This is a genomic window from Paenibacillus radicis (ex Gao et al. 2016) (genome assembly GCF_014641555.1).
GTDB lineage: Bacteria > Bacillota > Bacilli > Paenibacillales > Paenibacillaceae > Pristimantibacillus > Pristimantibacillus radicis.
Map to the genome: position 1 here is coordinate 202,162 of NZ_BMHY01000001.1, position 19,239 is coordinate 221,400.

Annotated in this window: 11 protein-coding genes; 9 read left to right on the top strand and 2 right to left on the bottom strand. The window is 45.8% G+C overall.

What is annotated here, in order from left to right; all coding sequences use genetic code 11:
* Positions 1-387: 387 nt before the first annotated feature.
* Positions 388-8,541 carry an immunoglobulin-like domain-containing protein gene (locus tag IEX98_RS00865; RefSeq protein WP_188887061.1) on the top strand — a complete coding sequence of 2,718 codons (8,154 nt, stop codon included), beginning with the start codon at positions 388-390 and terminating at the stop codon, positions 8,539-8,541.
* Between the two features lie 47 nt (positions 8,542-8,588).
* Here IEX98_RS00865 and IEX98_RS00870 read toward each other — a convergent pair whose 3' ends face one another.
* On the bottom strand, positions 8,589-9,152 hold the full coding sequence (locus tag IEX98_RS00870; protein WP_188887062.1) for a TetR/AcrR family transcriptional regulator: 564 nt from the start codon (positions 9,150-9,152) through the stop codon (positions 8,589-8,591).
* A gap of 146 nt (positions 9,153-9,298) precedes the next feature.
* Here IEX98_RS00870 and IEX98_RS00875 point away from each other — a divergent pair, with 146 nt between their 5' ends.
* Both IEX98_RS00875 and IEX98_RS00880 read left to right on the top strand, forming a co-directional pair.
* Positions 9,299-10,279 carry an SDR family NAD(P)-dependent oxidoreductase gene (locus tag IEX98_RS00875; RefSeq protein ID WP_188887063.1) on the top strand — a complete coding sequence of 327 codons (981 nt, stop codon included), beginning with the start codon at positions 9,299-9,301 and terminating at the stop codon, positions 10,277-10,279.
* Positions 10,280-10,468: 189 nt separating this feature from the next.
* Positions 10,469-11,566, top strand: a complete 1,098-nt coding sequence (locus tag IEX98_RS00880; RefSeq protein ID WP_188887064.1) for an MBL fold metallo-hydrolase — start codon at positions 10,469-10,471, stop codon at positions 11,564-11,566.
* A gap of 253 nt (positions 11,567-11,819) precedes the next feature.
* Here IEX98_RS00880 and IEX98_RS00885 read toward each other — a convergent pair whose 3' ends face one another.
* Entirely contained in the window at positions 11,820-12,668 is an 849-nt protein-coding gene (locus IEX98_RS00885) for a LysR family transcriptional regulator (RefSeq protein WP_188887065.1), read from the bottom strand.
* Positions 12,669-12,836: 168 nt separating this feature from the next.
* Here IEX98_RS00885 and IEX98_RS00890 point away from each other — a divergent pair, with 168 nt between their 5' ends.
* The 6 genes from IEX98_RS00890 to IEX98_RS00915 all read left to right on the top strand — a co-directional run bounded on the left by IEX98_RS00890 (position 12,837) and on the right by IEX98_RS00915 (position 19,219).
* Positions 12,837-13,814 carry a DMT family transporter gene (locus tag IEX98_RS00890; protein ID WP_188887066.1) on the top strand — a complete coding sequence of 326 codons (978 nt, stop codon included), beginning with the start codon at positions 12,837-12,839 and terminating at the stop codon, positions 13,812-13,814.
* Between the two features lie 14 nt (positions 13,815-13,828).
* Positions 13,829-14,719: a polysaccharide deacetylase family protein gene (locus IEX98_RS00895; protein WP_229691919.1), complete on the top strand. Its 891-nt coding sequence runs from the start codon at positions 13,829-13,831 to the stop codon at positions 14,717-14,719.
* An 82-nt stretch (positions 14,720-14,801) separates the two neighbouring features.
* Positions 14,802-15,374: a YdcF family protein gene (locus IEX98_RS00900; protein WP_188887067.1), complete on the top strand. Its 573-nt coding sequence runs from the start codon at positions 14,802-14,804 to the stop codon at positions 15,372-15,374.
* Between the two features lie 10 nt (positions 15,375-15,384).
* Positions 15,385-15,789, top strand: a complete 405-nt coding sequence (locus IEX98_RS00905; protein WP_188887068.1) for a hypothetical protein — start codon at positions 15,385-15,387, stop codon at positions 15,787-15,789.
* Between the two features lie 487 nt (positions 15,790-16,276).
* The gene (locus IEX98_RS00910) at positions 16,277-17,857 is read left to right on the top strand and encodes a helix-turn-helix domain-containing protein (protein WP_188887069.1); all 1,581 of its coding nucleotides are present in this window, start codon (positions 16,277-16,279) and stop codon (positions 17,855-17,857) included.
* Between the two features lie 72 nt (positions 17,858-17,929).
* Positions 17,930-19,219 (top strand): alpha/beta fold hydrolase, encoded by a 1,290-nt coding sequence (locus IEX98_RS00915; protein WP_188887070.1) that lies wholly within the window; start codon positions 17,930-17,932, stop codon positions 19,217-19,219.
* Positions 19,220-19,239: the final 20 nt, after the last annotated feature.

Below are 19,239 nucleotides of genomic sequence, written 5' to 3' on the forward strand. Positions count from 1 at the left end.
TTACAAGATTAGACATATGGAAGAGTAGAGGTGATGCGGCGGCGAGCAAATAGGCGTGATAGTGATAGTTTCGCCTTAGTAATACTTTGAGCCACTGATAGATATGCAATCGTACATGTGTAGCCCTGTTTCTGCCTTTCATTCTATTGTAAAGGATCTTTTTTGTGTCTACATTTTATGCAACACTACAGGAGGTTTGATATTGAAGTGAAGAAGGTTTTAAAGAGTTAGAGGATATCTTCAAAACCTAAAAATATTAGTTATGGAGGAAATTTGAGAATGATAAAAAGACGGTTTTTAGCACTTTTACTCATGACGTCTATGCTATTTACTTTGGCTTCTCCGCCTATCAGGGTCAGCGCGGCATGGGGAGATAACATATCTCTTTTGACAGTAAATGCAGGAACGGATGGCAATACGGCGACAAACGCCGATGCCCCGGACGGACAGAAAGCATGGAGCTTAAACACTGGAACCTCAAAGGGTGGAGGCCCTTGGGATAACCTCTTCACGCCGAGTGTGGCTCCTCTGAAAGATGTATCCGCTTATAAAGACGGCTACTTCGTTTTCGAGATGTATATTCCGAATGCCAGCTTTAAAAACATGCAAGGGAACAACTGGCTCGTCATCGTAAGTGACAGTAATCCCGCTGTGGATAAATTTAACAATAACTCCCGTCTCCAATTGGATACGAGCGGGGTTGCGAATGCAGCAGTGGGCACATGGGCGACAGTCTATACGAAGCTGTCTTCGTCAAGCTCGGCAGTCGGGAATAATTTCAATGATGCCTGGCTGGACAAAGTAACTCAACTGGCGATGCATCTGCAATGGGATCCTAATGTTCCTAGTACTGAAGTTTTCATTAAAAACCCGCGTTTCCAGAAAAGTGCGCTGGGCGTTCCGGCATCCCCGTCAACGTCTCCAACACTTGATGTAGGAACACGAACAGTAACGGCGAATGCACCCGCAAGCGGGCAAGCGGTGGAATTCGCAATTAGCGAAGACGGTAACGCTCCTGCATCGGGTTGGGTGGATGGAAGTGCAACTGGCGGTGTGTATTCGCATCAATTTGCCGCATTACCTTCTGTAGACACCTATTATGTATTCGCTAGAGCGAAAGCAGACAGCAATTACAGCTTCATCGGCGCCTCAACAAGAACGACTATAACTTTTATTGATGAACAAACACTGGTCAATGATGCGGCGGCATCTCTGACATGGAATACGATTAAAGGCAGTAATACCGGGGAAAACGATGTAAAATCACAACTTAATCTTCCAACAGCAATCGGAACAACAAACGTAGCATGGTCTTCGGATAATGCAGCAATAAGCACTAGCGGAAGCGTAAATCGATTGTTGAACAGAGAAGCAGACAAAACGGTAGTACTCACTGCGACAATTACTAAGGGTAATGCAAGTGCTGTGAAAACTTTTACTGTGACGGTGAAAGCTGTGCCTGCGGCGGTAAACGCCCAGGCTGCGACGTTTTTCCCTAATATTGAAGAGGGAACGGTCACCACTGCTGCTCCTGACGGAAACAGTGCAGTTAAGCTGGGCGCTGGCAAAATAGGCGCTGGCGCTGAACGGCTTTGGGATGCCCGCTTTATTAATAGCAGCGGCAATCAGAATTTATTAGGCTACGCGAATCAATATTTTGTTTTTGATATGTATGTGACGCATGCCGATCTTTTGAATTTCAACGGTAATAACTGGGTTGCAATGGCGGCTGGCGGCAACAGCGTTGATACCAATTCACGTCTTAACTTTAATGTTAGTGAAATGAGAAATGGCAAGGTTAATGAATGGTTTACAGTGTATGCGCAATTATCATCAGCAAATTCTCCGAATGGTTTCAATCCCGTTAATTTGGATACGGTACAGGCAGCGAGACTGCAAATGCAATGGTCATCTGTGCCTCAAGGGGATATTTATATTAAAAACCCGCGTTTCCAAAGCTCCGCGGATTCGCCGAAGCCTGTTCCTGCAGCTGTTGAAGCAGCCGGCAACGTTACGTTAACGTCAGCAGCACCGGCAAACGGTCAGGCTGTTCAGTTTGCAATTAACACCACCGGCAGCGCTCCGGCAGAAGGAGATTGGACGACCGGTACTCTTAATGCAGGTGTTTATACTGCTACATTTACAAAACCGGCAGGCAGCACTTATTATTCATTCGCACGCACAGCTCAAAATACGCAGTATCCTTTCGCAGGAACGTATACAAGAGTTAAAGCGGAGCATCTTGACGACAATCAAGCAGTAGCTGATGCAAAGACGAAGCTGACATGGGACACGATCAAAAAATCGAACACACTTCAATCCGAAGTAAGAACGGAGCTGACGCTTCCGGCAACGGGAGCGAATGATACGGCTATCGTATGGTCGGCAGCGCCGACAGGTATTATTAATACCACAACTGGCAGTGTAACTCGCGACCCTGACGACAATAAAGCCGTAACCCTTACGGCGACAATAACGAAAGGCAATGCAACGCCTGTTACTAAAACTTTTAATTTGACAGTAGCCAGTATTTCGAACGAACTTGCTGAAGTGTTCATTGACTTCAACAATTCTGGAACATTCAATGCGGTTAATGCGATTGGAAGCGGGTTCGGCGACGGCGGAGATCCTGCCGGACCATTCCCAGGGCTTCAAGGAAACGGCATAGGCGTCAGCCTTACCGGAGACGGCGGCACTGCAGTGGAGACAGTCACTCAAAGCGGTACAGGTGCTGTGAAGATTGGCAACTTTATGTACGTCATTGTTGACAATCCTAAGCTTAAGCAAGCCAACAAGGTGGAACTAGCGGTCACATACTGGAGACCAAGCGCAGCGAGCGGAATTTCGCTGCAGTACAATACCATTTATCCTGGCAATTTCTCCGGATATGAAGCGTATCGATCCGCGAGTCTTCCGGCTGCAGGAAGTGGCAACGCTTGGGTAACGTCTAAAGTTGTGCTGAGCGGAGCTAATTTTGCGGTAGGCGCACAAAACCAAGGCGCGCATTTCCGCCTCGGCACAGCCGGAGCAATTATTCAGAGCATACGGATAACCGAAATTCCTCCAACGGATGAAGAAGCGGTACAGTTGGTCGCAAGTGCGCTGACATGGGATGCGATCAAGGGTACGAATACGAGACAGGATCTAGTGGAAACGGCTTTGACTCTGGCTAGCGCAGGCTCGTCGAATACGAGCATTGTATGGACATCGACCAATAACACGGTATTAAACAAAGACACTGGAGCAGTAGTTCGTCAGCAAGCCAATACGTCCGTAACCCTCACGGCGACGATAAGCAAAGGTGGGGCAGCACCAGTTGTCAAAACCTTTAATATAGTCGTTCGCGGTATGGGTGCCGGAACTGACGAGGATGCGGTAAATGAAATGTTGAACAAACTGACATGGGATTTAATCAAAGGCGTGAACGCGTCTGAAACGAATGTGACGACGAACCTCGTGCTTCCGTCAATGGGTGATAATATGACGGACATCACATGGACGACATCTGCGGCTAACCTCATTACAACTGCAGGCGTGATCCCGACAAACCGTCCGGACGGCGGCGGTAATGTAACGCTTACGGCGACGATAGCAAGAGGTCCGGTAGGGGCTCCGGTAACCAAGACCAAGACATTCGTCTTGACCGTTCCGGACCGGTATGATTATGCCAAACATATGAGAACGGCAATTACTCAGCAAAACGCTGCTAAAGATTGGGCAGTATCGGACTTTAACGTACTTGCTTTCGGTGCGAAAACAGTAGCGATGGCAGAAGCGGAAGGCTTAGTTGAATTCGATAACAGAGAGGCTTTCCAAGCAGCCATTGACGCAGCTTATAATGATGGCGGCGGTGTCGTATATATTCCGGCGGGAACCTATGCGTTCTATTCGGAAACTACCGGCACAATAGGCGTTAAGAGTACGACTGGAAATACAACCTACGAATACAAACAAGTATTGAATTTGCGGGCAGGCGTACAGCTTCGCGGTGAATGGGATAATCCGGATGCGAGTAATTATGACGGTAAAATCGACGGAACCATTCTCGCAGTTTACGCCGGACATAATTCCGCCAATTATGACACGTATGTAGATTCCGATGAGAGAGAAAATCAGACAGGCGGCAAAAAAGTAGCTAACGTGTCCGACAGATTTATTGACATGGAACAAGGCACGGGTGTAACTAATCTTTCCGTATGGTATCCGAATCAGGATATTAATGCTGAAACTGTTGTTGAGAAGAGAAACGCAGACGGCCAGAAGACTGGAGAATTTGAGACGATACATGGCATTCCGTATCCATGGACGTTCTATCAAAGAACCGGAAACAGCGCAACGCTGGATAACGTTACTCTCGTAAATGCATGGGGAGGCTTCATTTCCCTGCCGAGTGAAATGCATTATGTGGTGAACAGCAATATGACGGCTCTCTACAAGGGCATCGTCGTTCACACCTGTACCGATATCGGACGTATCGAGAACGTTAGTATTGATCCGAAATACTGGGCGAATTCAGGACTTGACGGTGCTCCGTCGCTGTCGGAAGTGAAAGCTTATACAAGAGCGAACGCTACCGGATTCATGATGCACCGCTCCGACTGGGAGTATGTAGCGGGTCTGTACGTTTCCGGATATAAAACGGGGATGTGGATCGGAAGAGAGCCTGGCGGCGACGAAGCTCCGAACGCACAATTCTACGGATTGAAAATAGAAGATAGTGAAACGGGTATATACATTGACAATGCTAACGGTTTCGGCCTGCTCTTCTCAGGCTCGGAGTTCGGGGGCGACACGGCTGTATATTTCAACGAACGTTTCAATACTTCGGTTCAATTCAACGGAGTTAAATTCAATGGTCCGATTGTGAGCGACGCCAGAGGCGGAGTAATATCCTTTGAGGATAGCACGTTCGACCAATATGATGATTTTGCGCTGAACTTCCGGGGCAAAGGCAATGCATTAGTCAGCCAAAGCAACTTTAAGAAGGCAAGCAATCACGTCAATCTCGGAGCAAACTTCGGAACGTTTAAATCGGTAAATTCCGGTTATAACCTGAACATCGAGAGCGCCAACCTTGCCGAGCACATCAATAACCTTAATCTTGACGTTCAGGGCGGCGGTACGAGCACCACCGTACAGGTCGTTAATGACGTGGAATATCTATTTGAACCGATTCCGAAAAACGTAAAAACAGATATTGACGTGCACCCAAAACCGGCATCAAGCGCTGTGCTCAGACTTGACTTCCCGCGCTCGTTAACAGGCAATGCACCGACCGTGGATATAGCTGCAAAATTGCAGGAAGCTCTTGACTATATTAAAACGAATCACGGCGGCGGTACGGTCTACCTGCCGGGCGGAAGATACAGGCTGAATAATCCTGTCATTATTCCAGAGGGTGTTGAGCTAAGAGGAACATGGGACGTACAGCACCATACACAAGGCGGCGGTACGGCCATATTTACAGCTTACACCGGCGGGGCTCAGGGAGAAAACGGAAGCTCTCTTATACAGCTTAAAGCAAATGCAGGTCTCAGAGGACTTAACCTGACGCAAGCGAATTTAACAAGCGTCAACCTGGATAACCCGAACCAGACGCTTAAAACTCCGTTCATGGTACAGGGACAAGGAGCAGGCGTATATGCAATCAACTTAACCATCCCGATCGGGGACAAAGGTATCGATTTGGCTTCCTATAAAACCGATGGCCATTATGTCGATTATTTAGGCGGCACGCTCTTGAGAGCAGGCATCTGGGTCGGCGGCGGCGCAGAAGGCGGATTTATCCGAAATATGCAATTCAATCCGCATTACGCGTTGAGACTTCCTGGAGGTCAAGGATACACGGCGCCTAGCGGCGATTTGTACGCTTTCGTACAAAGGTACAGCAGTGCGCTCAAATTCTCCGACGTGGAAGACCAGACGATTTTCAACAATTTCGTGTTCGGTTCGGTATACGGCATACACTTCCTGAAGAGAGATTTGGGTAATGGCCAATTCGCCTATCCAGGAAAAATGACGATGATCGGTCACGGCTCGGACGGAACTACGTACGCTTTGCATGTGGAAGACGCGGACGAACACACCAAAATAATTGCGATCAACTCGGAATTGGTTAATACGAATATCACGACGGAGCCGAACCGGGCGTATGTCAAAATGGGCGATGCAGCGAATCCTGGAAAAATTCATCCTGACGCTGAACTTGTCCTGTACAACAGCGCGTTCTGGGGAAGCCCGACAGTAGCCGGAGCAGTCGTATATAACGGTAAGGTTCGCTTCCAGCAAGCAAACTTTACTCAGCTGCCTGGCAATAATCCGGGTATAGACGTTCAAGGCGGAAAAGCGTACGTGTACTCGTCTTACTTCCAGCCGACGAAAAACGGCCAGAATAATAATGTGTATGCCATGCTGCGCGATGGCGGCACATCGATCGAGCTAAGCAACAACTATTACGCATCCGGTCTGAGAAACAGTACACCAGCGGGCAATCCGTACGGAATTTACGGCTCGGATTTATTGGCGGAACCGTTTGTATTTAACCTAACTAAAAACGGAGATAAACAACAATTCAGCGTGAAGTATAATGTCGGAGGAAAATCTTCTTCACCTGGGACATTAAAAATTGTTTCCCCGGGAGCTTATGCTAAAGATATCACTCCCGTCAAATTTAATGCGCTTGCGGCAGGCGAATCCGTAACCGTAGATTTACCGTATTATATTGCAGGTCTGGTCACATTCGAGGTTCATCTCGAAGACGGAAAAACATACACCTATACGGCAAAATTTGACACGGCATACGCTGAAAAGGCAAGTAATGCCGGCGCGGAAAATCCGGCTAAAACTGCCGCAACTCCGGCCTATGTCATGGACACCAAAGATTATGTCACTTCGGGAACGTGGGATGGTCCGCAAGACCTCAGCGCAGCATCGCATTTCGCATGGGATGACAGCAATTTGTATGCGTACATTGTCGTTACAGACGATGTGCACTACAATAACCAAACTGGAGGGAATATATGGAGAGAGGACAGCTTGCAGTTTGGCGTTGATTTACGGAATCCTGCAACTAATAGTACAACGCGGAATGAATTAGGATTCGCGCTTACTAATAACAAAGAAGTTATAAAGTGGGCTTGGACTCGTCCTACAGGCGCTAATGCACCGACAGCTCCGATAACGGATATCGTGGCAGATGTTACGAGAGATGAAAATGCTAAAACGACGATTTACAATTTGAAAATTCCGTTTAATACCGTTCTTAATAATCCTGCATCGGAGCTAGCGAACGGAAGAATCGGAATATCGATCATGCTCAATGAATCGGATGGCTCACAAGAATCTGACGGCAGCAGAAGTACATTTGAAGTTGAAAGCGGACAATTAAAAAATTCAACTTTATTTACAGATTTATATCTGTTAGGAGCAGGCAAATACAATGAAAAGCTTGAAGCATCAGCAAGAGCGGCTGTTTCAAAGGCTCTGGAGTCTGGTTCTGCTGCCGATCTCGCTACGGCTCACAACTTTGTCATTATTTTGGCAGACGGCGAAGTGAAGACAGAGCTTCTTAACCAAATCAAAGTTACCGATCAGGAGAACAGCGAAATCAGTCCAACTGCTGCTGAGTTTGATTTGAACACTAGCAAGCAGCAGGCAGCTGTAATACAACTGGAGCTTAAAGGGAATACGCTGACGGCTATTAAGAACGGCAGTACCCTGCTGCAGGCTGGGACAGATTATGTTGTGAATAACGATCAGATTACGATTACGAAAGCTTACTTGGCGACATTGTCAAAAGGTACTGCGCAGCTGACGTTTGAGTTTAGCGCAGGCCAGCCGAAGGTGCTGACGATTACAGTCGTTGATACTACGCCTGGCAACAACGGCGGAAACAATGGCGGTAATGGTAACAACGGTAATAATGGCGGTAATAACGGAGGCAATGGCAACAATGGAGGCAGCAACGGTGGCAACACCGGCGGTAATACAGGCGGAAATCAAGTTGAACTGAAGGATATTGCCGGACACTGGGCAGAAACTGCAATTCGCAAGGCAGTGGAAAAAGGCTTTGTGCTGGGCTACCAGGATCATACCTTCAAGCCAAATGCGGCGGTTACCCGTGCGGAATTTGCCGTGATGTTAACCCGCGCATTGACTGTACAAGGCGATGGAAAGCAGCATACCTTCAAAGATGATTCAGCCATTGCTTCATGGTCGAAAGAAGCGCTTGCTCAGGCAGTAGAAGCGGGGGTTTTGAGCGGCTACTCGGATGGAACATTGCGTCCAAATAGCGGTTTGACACGCGCTGAGCTTGCAGTAATGATTGCTCGTGCTTTGAAGCTGGAAGACCAGAAGGATAAAGCGGCAAGCTTTACTGACCAAGACAAACTGCCAGAGTGGGCAAAAGGCGCGATTGGCGCAGTAGCTGAAAAAGGAATTATGCAGGGCAAGGAAGGCGGCAAGTTTGACTTCAATGGCGTGGCAACCAGAGCGGAAGTCATCACCATTCTGCTCCGTATTTTGGAGCTGGAAGAGAAATAAGAATTAAAAAAGGATGTCAGCGGCGATTAGCCAAGCTGACATCCTTTTTAAATGCCTTTAAACAGAATGACTTCGACCAGTTGCTGAATTAATTGCTGCAGCTCACTCGAATTTTTAGCGACGATTTTGAACCCGCGCAAAGAGCTTGTCAGGAGATAAGCCAATTGTTGTGGATTTAGCCCTTCGTGTTTTTCATGATGTTCGAAGTGTTCTTGTATCAGTGACGCCAATATCTGTTCGAACTTCTTATAGCTCACGTCTAATGCTTCGCGGGCAAATTCATAAGAGCTGTCTGTGATTTCCCTTATTTCCGGTGAATGAAGTGCCTGGTCGAATATATTGATCGCCCAAACTTCAAAAGCATAAAAGATTTTTTCTTTGGGTGTGCCGCTCTGCGGCAGCCCTTTTTGTATTTCCTCTATAAGGCTGTCCCCATTAAAAAGGATGGCTGAATTAAATATCTCCTCTTTACTCTTGAAAAATAAGTAAAGACCGGCACGCGAGATTCCAGCGGCCTGAGAAATATCATTCATCGATACACGCTTATATCCGTACTTGTAAAATACCTCAAGCGCGGTTGAAATAATGTGATGCCTCTTTTGATCGTCCATTCAACACTACCCCAGTCTTGATTTTCTTTCATTTTATTATATAGACACTTTACAATATCTGTCCACTCGTATATTATAGGCATATATACATTTATCGTATTTTGTCTAATTGTACAAATTGATTTTAAAAGGAGAACACAATAACGATGAGTACAGAACAAAAGCCGTTGCAATCCGGTTTCGGATTTCATACTACAGCACAGGAAGCCTTAGCTGGTCGTGATCTTAGCGGGAAAATCGCTATTGTAACAGGCGGCCATGGAGGCATTGGACTTGAGACGACAAGAGTACTCTCGAAGGCCGGTGCAACCATTATTGTCGGAGCCCGAAATGTAAAGCAGGCACAGCAGCAAGTCAGTCAATTGAGCAATGTAGAAGTGCTTCAACTAGATCTTTCCGATCCAGCATCTATTGATGCGTTTGCTGCCGGATTTCTGAAGTCCGAGCGTCAGCTTGATATTCTAATTAACAATGCGGGCGTTACAGCACCACCGGAAATAAAGGATTTCCGCGGATATGACACGCAGTTGGCAACTAATTATTTGGGTCATTTTCAATTGACCGTCAGACTCTGGGAAGCATTGAAAAAGTCCGGCAACGCTCGGGTAGTTTCGCTTTCCTCCATCGGTCATATGGATGGGCAAGTCGACTTGAGTGATCTTAATTTTAACAACAGGCCTTATAACACAGACATTTCATACGGACAATCCAAAACGGCATGCTCGCTTTTTGCTATTGAACTAGATAAACGAGGGAAAGAGCATGGCATCCGCGCATTTGCCGTCCATCCTGGAGGTATATTGACAGGCTTAACCCGACACTTATCGGACGAGGTGCTCGCACTTTGGGGTGTTCATCGTGATGCTGCGGGTAACTTTATTTCCCCTGAAGGGTTTAAGACCGTCGAGGAAGGTGCCGCGACAACCATCTTTTGCGCAGCTAATTCCGCATTAGAAGGTAAGGGCGGCGTGTACTGTGAAGACAGTGATATAGCGGAGCTGGTTCCTGATGACTACACTGAGCGCAGAGGTGTTCGCGGCTGGGCAATTGATCCGGCGCTTGCAGCGTCACTGTGGGAACAAAGCGAGGAGCTGCTTAACATTCCTCACGGAACGATCCCTCAATAAATAAGCTCTCGGGACTTTCTCGACAGCCTAAGGGGCAATCATCGATTGCCCCTTACTTTATGTATTCAGAAGGCATAATAACTGAAGTGCTAGTCATATCCTAACAAACACTTGACTTAAAGTTCACTTTAAGGTTTAAAATAGAGACTACCATTTTTTAATCAAAGATCTAGAAGGAGAAGCCTCTGAATGTGGAAGTTTATCATTATTGTTGCTGTCATCGCTTTACTCGTTTATTTGGTTATCGCTTATTATCCACCGCTGGGCGGTAAAAGCTCGGCAGAGAGCCAAAAAAGAATTCAACGATCCCCTAACTTTGCCGACGGGAAGTTCCGTAATCAGATTGACACACCAATGAAGTATGGTTTTAAGGATACGGTCGAAGCTTTATATAAAACGGTGAAAGGAACGCCCAACAGCCGGCCAAAGAAGAGCAATCCGTCCGTTCCGTTTGATGCAAAGGCTTTCTCGGCTAGCAGTGACGATCAAGTCATCTGGTTCGGTCATTCGACCCTATTGCTGAAAGTCAGCGGAGTCAAGCTTTTAATTGATCCTGTATTCAGCAACTATGCAGCTCCGGTCCGGTACTTTGGTCCAAAACGCTACAGCTACGAGCTTCCGGCAACAATTGAGGAATTGCCCGTGATTGATGCCGTTCTCATCTCGCATGATCACTACGATCATCTTGACTATCGCTCTATTCGCAAGCTGAAAGAGAAGGTAAAGCAATTTATCGTACCGTTAGGGGTCTCGGGCCATTTAACGAAGTGGGGGATTGATCCGGAACGTATTGTGGAGCTCGATTGGTGGGATGAGCAGTCCTTCCAGGGACTTACGCTAGTAAGTACGCCTGCCAGACATTTCTCTGGCCGCAACGTGAATGACTCAGGCTCAACCTTATGGAGCTCCTGGGTCATTATGGGGGACAGATCGAAAATCTATTTTAGCGGGGACAGCGGGTATGCGCCTCATTTCAAGGAGATTGGCAGCAAGTACGGGCCTTTCGATCTTACGCTGATGGAAACAGGTCAATATGATGAGAAATGGGCAAACATTCATATGACGCCCGAAGAGTCACTGCAGGCTAATCAGGAAGTGCAAGGGAAACTAATGGTTCCGATTCATTGGGGAGCGTTCACGTTAGCTTTGCACAGCTGGACGGATCCAATCGAGAGGGCCAAGAGGGCTGCCGATCAGCTCGGCACTGCCCTGGCGACTCCGAAACTGGGCGAACCGGTCATTATCGGAGCCGAGGAGTTCCCGTCTTCAACATGGTGGGAAGAATAAACGGGATGAGAATAAGCAATCGCTCTGGCACATAATGGTGACGGAACGATTGCTTTTATTTTTATGAAGAAAGAATTCGAAAAGTTCAGAGCCGTATATGGGTGTAATAACGCACCGCTGCTATCTCCTGATGTTGTAGATATTGGTCTAGAAACACATGAAGACTACAGACAAAGGGGCTATGCTCTTTCCAATCCCTGCAATGACGCGAAAAGACATTGTGTCTGAGTGTTACGGCTTTATTATTTGTGATTTAAATGTGCTGTAACTTTTCGATAAAAGAACGGAGTGTAGGGGTCAGATATGAATCTTTTTTACAGATAAATATTGTTGTGACCTCATTATAGGGTTTAGGTATACTGTAGCCGCTAATTGTTCCGTCATCAATTAGTCGACGAACGGATGATTTCGGAACAATCGTAACGCAAATTCCGGCAGTTATACTGCCAATAATGGTGTCAAACGATCCGAATTGCATGATTTGCTTAGGAATGATTCCCTCGCCTTTCAGCCAGCTTTCCAATCTTTCACGATAACCGCAGCCTTTGTTGAAGAGCAGCAACGGTTTCTTCACAATATCATCCAATGTAGAATTCTCATTTTTTGAAACAAGTATAAGCTCTTCCCGGAAAACCTCATAACAATCAATGAGCGGATGCTTCACAGGACCCGTAACAAATGCCCCGTCTAATTTCATGCTCGTTACGTCTTGGAGCAGCCGTGCGGTCACACCTACCGTCAGCGATAAATCTACATGGGGGTGCTTCTCGAGGTACTCGGACAGTAATCCTGGCAAACTGAAGATGGGTTCTACAACTCCAATATTAAGAATCCCAGAAGGATCGTCACTTCCTTGAAAAGCACGTTTGATTTCTTCCATTTTTCCTAATATATCTTCTGCATATTCAAGCAATCGTTTGCCTTCTGCGTTCAATACCATTCCGCGTTTATGGCGATAGAACAGTTCGGTTTGAAGCTCCTTTTCCAGTCGTTTGATTCTCGCTGTTACATTGGACTGGACATAGCTTAATTCAAGGGCAGCTTGGCTTACACTGCCGAATTCAGCAACCGCTTTGAAGATTTTTAAGTCGTTGATTTCCATTTTACTTCCCCCATGTACCATGTACCATATAGCTTATTCCTATATGATTGAATAACTATCATTTTAAATGATAATAAACTCTATTTTCAATCGTTTTACTAAGAGATATCGTTCCCCTTATGATTAATAACGTTATAGAGATCAGACAGCATGGGGAGATGAAGAGAAGTGGCAAGCAAGCAAGTTTTATGGGGTTCAGCATTATGTCTGACCGCCAGCGTTTCATGGGGAGCGATGTTCCCTGTTGCAAATATTGCACTACATAGCATAGATCCGTTTTATTTTTCGATGATTCGCTATTTGATCGTAACCTTAATTCTAGTATGCATTCTCTGGATAAAAGAGGGGAAATTCGCGTTTCGTTTTGAAGGAAAAGGACGAAAGCTCCTCTTTTGTGGGATAATGGCATTTACAGTGTATAATCTTTTTGTATTCTCGGGTCAGAATCTTATGGGAGATTCAGGTACAATTACAGCTTCAATTATGGAAGTGCTTATGCCATTGATTTCAATCCTCATTCTTTGGTACAGGACGAAGAAAAGACCTGCTAGAGCTACGTTAATCACGATAGGCATCGCTTTAGTAGGCACAATGCTCGTCATAACGAACGGGAACCTTTCATTTTTTACAATGGCTGTTCAGCATCTGCTTCCTGTATCCCTTATATTTTTCGGTGTCGTGGGCTGGGTGCTTTATTCTCTGGGAGGCAGCGAGTTTGAAAAGTGGTCAACACTGAGATACTCAACTTTGACCTGTCTGCTGGGAACGTCTGTGTCTGTAGTTATCGTATTGTTGGCAACCCTATTCGACCTAATTCCTATGCCAGATTGGAACACGTTAGTCTCCGTTAGATACGAGATGTCGTTCATGGTGCTTATGCCAGGACTGCTGGCATTATTGAGCTGGAATGCCGGTCTGAAGAAACTGACTCCTGTAAACGGAATTTTATTCATCAGCTTAGTTCCGGTCACCACGTTTGTCATTATGATTTTTCAAGGCTATACAATTAGCATCTATGAGTTTTATGGCGCTCTGCTGGTGATTTTCGCCTTGATCCGCAATAATATCAATCAGCGAAAAACAGGGAAGACGCGCGTACAAGCGGAACGGCGAAAGGCCATTCAAAAGAATGCTTATGAACGTTAAGGAAGTGTAGCAAAATGGATTTCCAATATTCCTATCAAAAATCAAGTAAAGATTTTACGCCGAAGAACAATAAACCACCGCGGAAGAGAAAAATAAATTACCGAAAAATGATCATCGTTATCGTTGCGTTGGCACTCCTAATCTTTGGGACGATTTATGTGTCAGTCGACCTGGTAACGACGTGGAGAAAGCATGATTTAAAGACAGACATACCTGTACGCGAATCCTTACAAAATCAACCCCATATAGATGCATCGCCAACACCAAAAGCGGATGAAAATCAGGCAGCTCCGCTTAAGGTGGTATACCTCACCTTTGATGATGGTCCAAGCAAATATACGAATGACATCCTGAACATTTTAAAGGAGCATGGGGCGAAAGCAACCTTTTTCATGATTGGCTCTCACTTGAACCGGCACAAAGACGAGGTTAAGCGGATCGTTGAAGAGGGGAGCTACCCTGGACTTCACAGTATGTCGCATGATGTTAATAAATTGTATAAAAGCGGCGGTTCGTCCCGTTTTATTGAGGAGTTCAAACAGGAACAAGAGCTGGTGAAGGACATTGTCGGTTTTGCTCCGGATCTGATTCGTGCGCCATATGGAAGCAAACCGCATGTGGATGAAGTGTTTCGCGGGGATATTGCCGAGGCTGGCTTTCGGATGTGGGACTGGACGGTGGATTCATTGGATTGGAATTTGCCGGACAAACCCGATAAAATAGCGGAGCAAGTCAGCCAAAGCATTCATCGGGATCTGGAAGTCATTTTACTGCATGAGCGGGAGCAGACAGTAGAAGCATTACCGAAAATATTGGATATTCTCCATGATTGCGGCTACGAGTTTAAAGCATATGATTCCAGTGAACATGTCATAGCAAATTTTAGCGGTGATTCACGATTATAGTATTACATGAGGGTTCACACGCCTAAGTGTGGTAATATTTAGGTAGGATGATGAATGAAAATAAGAGAATGCAGGTGAGAGATTGAAGAAAGTTTTCATAAAACGATTTTTGATAGCAGCAGCCGTTCTTTTCATCTGGTTTATCATTCACACGACTGTCGTGATCATAGACGGGTTAAATGATGAATTGAAGCCCGTTGACGCAGCTGTAGTATTAGGCAATAAAGTAGAAACGAATGGACAGCCTGCTGACCGGTTAAAAGCAAGATTAGATAAGTCGGTAGAGCTTTATGCGGAGAACTATTTTACCTATATCATTGTAAGCGGCGGTATTGGCAAGGAAGGCTTCGATGAGGCAGAGGTTATGAAGGCTTACTTAGTAGATAAAGGAATCCCGGAAGGTAAAATTATCGAGGATAATAACGGGTACAACTCCTATATGACCGCCCAAAATACAAGCAAAATTATGGATGAATTAAAGTTGGACTCCGTCATGATTATTACGCAATATTTTCATATATCGAGGACCAAATTAGCTTTTAGCAAAATGGATATGAAGCACGTGTATTCCGCCCATGCTAAAATCTTTGATTTTAGAGATATTTACTCCTTAATAAGAGAATTCCCGGCCTATTATAAATATCTTCTTAAATAAGGAGGAAGAGATGATTAAAGCAAATGGTTTGCATAAGGTTACTTATTATAAGAAGATAACAACCGATCATAGCCCCAGTTTTTCAGGAATAGCTGCCGGTGTATGCAAGGGAGAATTATGGGTTGATCATTTAGAAAATGCTAATATTGCGATTGCAAATTCTTATGCAGTTGGAGGCTTTGCGTTTTTAGGAGAGATTACATCCGAAGAACAATACAAGAAGTTGAAAGGTTTATCCATGAAGAGCAAGGGGATAATCCGTTCTCACAAAAAAGCCCCAGCCGTAACGGCGGGGCATCACAACTTCCCTTTACTTCTTCTTGCCAGGCGTCCACTTAAATCCGCAATTCATACATCCATTAACGAGTTCATTTCTGCCGATAAACCCTACCAATATACCTACAGGCAAGGATAAGCTAATCGAAATCCAACAAATAATAGCAATGATAGCTACAAGACCCTCACTTATCCCTACTCCATTTCCACCAGACATCATATTCATTAGCATAAATTGAGCTGCAAAGACACCGATAATTACTACTAATAGTGGAAGCAATGCCATCCACCCTAAAGTCTTAAACATTCTTGAGAAGCTGTAGCCTTTTTTACTCGCTACTATTTGAGTTGATTTGCATTTCCGACAGGCAACAGGGCTAATATTTCCTGATACACTCGCAGGGCTGCCCGCTCCCCCTGCAGTAGACTGACTCGTTGTAGTTCTAGTAGTACGTTGCACTTCTTATGACTCCCCTCAGATAGGTGTAAAGCACTATTCTATTATTCGGCATAGTTTTCCAAAATTCCTTTTTTAACCCCTTATTTTTGGTTCTCACTTTATCAAGTATAATGAAGGCAACGCCAATCTAAACGAAACGGCAACGGATATGTGGAGGGAAGCTGCCTTGAATAAATTACATCACCCCTGCAGGGAGATCCTGTATATTAACGATATCCAATCCATTGATATTACTGCAAATGGAGAGCGGAGCTATGCAAGCTCAGACGCATACACACTCATTATTTGCTTACATGGCCAAGGAGTGCTGGAATGGGGGCAAGAAACTCTCTCTTTAGCTGAAGGTGATATCTGCATACAGCCTCCAGGCCGCGAGCTGAAGCTGCATGCAAGGGACGGTGCTCCCTTAAAAGGATGGCGGATTGCATATGACTCCTATGTTCGGCAGGATCAAGGGATGCCAGTGAAGCCAGCCATCACTCGTCATGAGTGGCTAACTGTTCAAGCTATTAAGCCGTTGACTGATCTATGCGATAGTTTGCATCATACCTTCAGCATGGAACAGCCGAATGGGTACAGCATACAGAGCGAGTTTTACCGGCTAATGGCTTATATAGAGGATTCGAGGCTAAGCGGGGACATAGAGGAGACGACGGCCGAAGCGATTGTTCGCGTATCCAATTTCATGCAAGAGCGCATCGATCAGGACTTTACCCGAGCTGAGCTGGCCCGAATGGCTGGGCTAAGTCAGGGTTATTTCTCCCGCGCCTTTCAGGAACAACTGGGGATAACCCCGACCAAATTTATGATGGATTTGCGGATAGCGAAAGCGAAGCAGATGCTGCTCTATGGAAATAGCGTTAAGGATACAGCTGCTCAGGTTGGCATTGAGGACGAGTTTTACTTTAGCAGAAAATTTAAGCAGCATGCGGGACTATCACCGGTATCTTACCTGAAGAGCAGGAGAAGAAATATCGCCAGTGTATCCGAGCCTATATCAGGCAGCTTGCTCGCCTTGCAGCTGTTGCCAAAGGCAGCTGCATTTTATCCCACGCATACGAAGTACGCGCAAATGCTGCACTTGCATGCGAATGAAGCGGGAATCGGACAATCCTGGCATAAAAATGTGGAAATGCTGCAAAATGCTGCTCCTGAGCTTATTTTCTGTACCGATTTTTTGTCGTATGAAGCGCAAAATGATCTGGAACAGGTCGCACCTGTAATCCGTGTGCCTTGGCTTGAAACGGATTGGCGGGAACAGCTGCTTCTTGTAGCCGAAGCAACGGACTATAGGAAGGAAGGCGAACAGTGGCTTGACGAATATGAGCGAAAAGCAGATCGGATCAGCCGAAAAATACGCCAGATTTGGGGGAGTGCGACGATTAACATTTGCCGCATTACGGAGCAAGAATATCGGATATATGGGGATCGGAATGCAGGAGCAGTGCTCTATCAGGATTTGCGGATATCTGCAACCCATGAATTGAAACAGGTTGATGTATATACTACGGTCAACGAGCAGGATCTATCTGCTTACGATGCTGATGCGTTAATTATTATGGTGGACCCATCGCCGAAGGCAGCTATGGCGTGGCGGTCGCTGCAGAGCAGCAAGGTATGGCAAACAATGAACGCTGTGAAAAAGCGTAATATTTATGAAATCGGAACAGAGAAGCTATTCGAGTATTCGGCTTGGTCGCATGATCGCTCGTTATCTTTTTTTGCAGAGCTATTTGGGAAACGATAAGGCTAGTCCAGAGTCAGGTAACAAAAGTACAAAATAGAAGTTCTTATTGTCCATGTTCATAGAGGGCACGAAGTGCTATCTTTTATTGAGAAAGAAAATCATTTTCATCATCGAGAGGAGGTCAATTTCATTCCAGACTCTCCTTGGGACCTTGCACGATTAAGCCAAATGCCTAACATCTATCCGCTGTTTGAGGATGAGGCAAGCGGCATAAAAGCCATTTTTTATGACGGGGTTTCATACAAAGGCAATAAGACACGTGTGTTTGCCTATTATGGCGTACCAGAAGCAAAAGGGGAACGACCTGAAAATCCTCCATTGGTGCCAGGCATCCTATTGGTTCATGGAGGTGCAGGGAGTGCATTTGCTCAATGGGTAAAGCTGTGGAATGACCGGGGTTACGCTGCGATTGCAATGGATTTGGAGGGACAGATTCCTTTTTCCAGCTATGAAGAATTAAGCGGGGAAAGCCGCATTGATACAAATACTGTCCCGACGGAATTCTCTTCACACCCATGGAGTGGTCCAGCCAAACAGGGGGTATTCGCAGATTATGCAGAGCCGCCGCAGGATCAATGGTTCTATCATGCGGTTGCCGCTGTGTTGTCCGCGCATACGATTCTTCGCAGCTTGCCTGGCGTAGACCCGGATCGGATCGGTGTAACCGGTATATCTTGGGGAGGCATCATTACAAGCTTAATGGCCGGTCTGGATAAACGGCTTAGGTTTGCTATGCCCATTTATGGATGCGGGTATTTGTATGAGCCCGGAACCTTTTACGGTGCTGGATTTGCAGCTATGCCGCCGGATTATGCAGAAAAAATTCGAAGACTCTGGGACCCGTCATCGTATTTGCAACACAGCCGAATCCCTATGCTTTGGGTGAACAGCAATCAGGATACCCATTTTCCGCTATCCATATTTATGAAGTCCTATGCGCATTATGAGCAGAACAATGCCGATGCTCATTTGCACAGCAGAATTAGCATTCAGCATGGACTGCCGCATAGTTACTCAGCCGCTTGGTCTTGCCCAGAAAGCTATGCATTTGCCGATAGTATAACAGGAGCAGGTCCTCCATTGATTCGGATTACGCAATCGGAGCAATGCGGTGAATCGCTGCAAATAAGCTTTGATTCACAAATCGAGGTCACGGAGGCCGTTTTATACTGGTGTGAGGAAGCTGCGGATTGGAGAAGGACAAGCTGGAATCGTGTACAGGCTGTAGTAGTACAAGAAGAAACAAACGTAGAACAAGGCACGGCAACCGTTGCTTTGCCCTATGGAAATTGTGCTTTTTATATGGAGCTTGCCAATAATAATGGCTGGAGAACAAGCACTGCCTTAATGAAAAAAAATTGAACCGATTGAAGGAGAGCTAT

What these genes read in the sequence shown, in the direction of transcription:
- IEX98_RS00895 (WP_229691919.1), top strand. Translation starts at nt 13,829, where the DNA reads ATGGATTTCCAATATTCCTATCAAAAATCAAGTAAAGATTTTACGCCG.
- IEX98_RS00870 (WP_188887062.1), bottom strand. Translation starts at nt 9,152, where the DNA reads ATGGACGATCAAAAGAGGCATCACATTATTTCAACCGCGCTTGAGGTA.
- IEX98_RS00885 (WP_188887065.1), bottom strand. Translation starts at nt 12,668, where the DNA reads ATGGAAATCAACGACTTAAAAATCTTCAAAGCGGTTGCTGAATTCGGC.
- IEX98_RS00880 (WP_188887064.1), top strand. Translation starts at nt 10,469, where the DNA reads ATGTGGAAGTTTATCATTATTGTTGCTGTCATCGCTTTACTCGTTTAT.
- IEX98_RS00905 (WP_188887068.1), top strand. Translation starts at nt 15,385, where the DNA reads ATGATTAAAGCAAATGGTTTGCATAAGGTTACTTATTATAAGAAGATA.
- IEX98_RS00875 (WP_188887063.1), top strand. Translation starts at nt 9,299, where the DNA reads ATGAGTACAGAACAAAAGCCGTTGCAATCCGGTTTCGGATTTCATACT.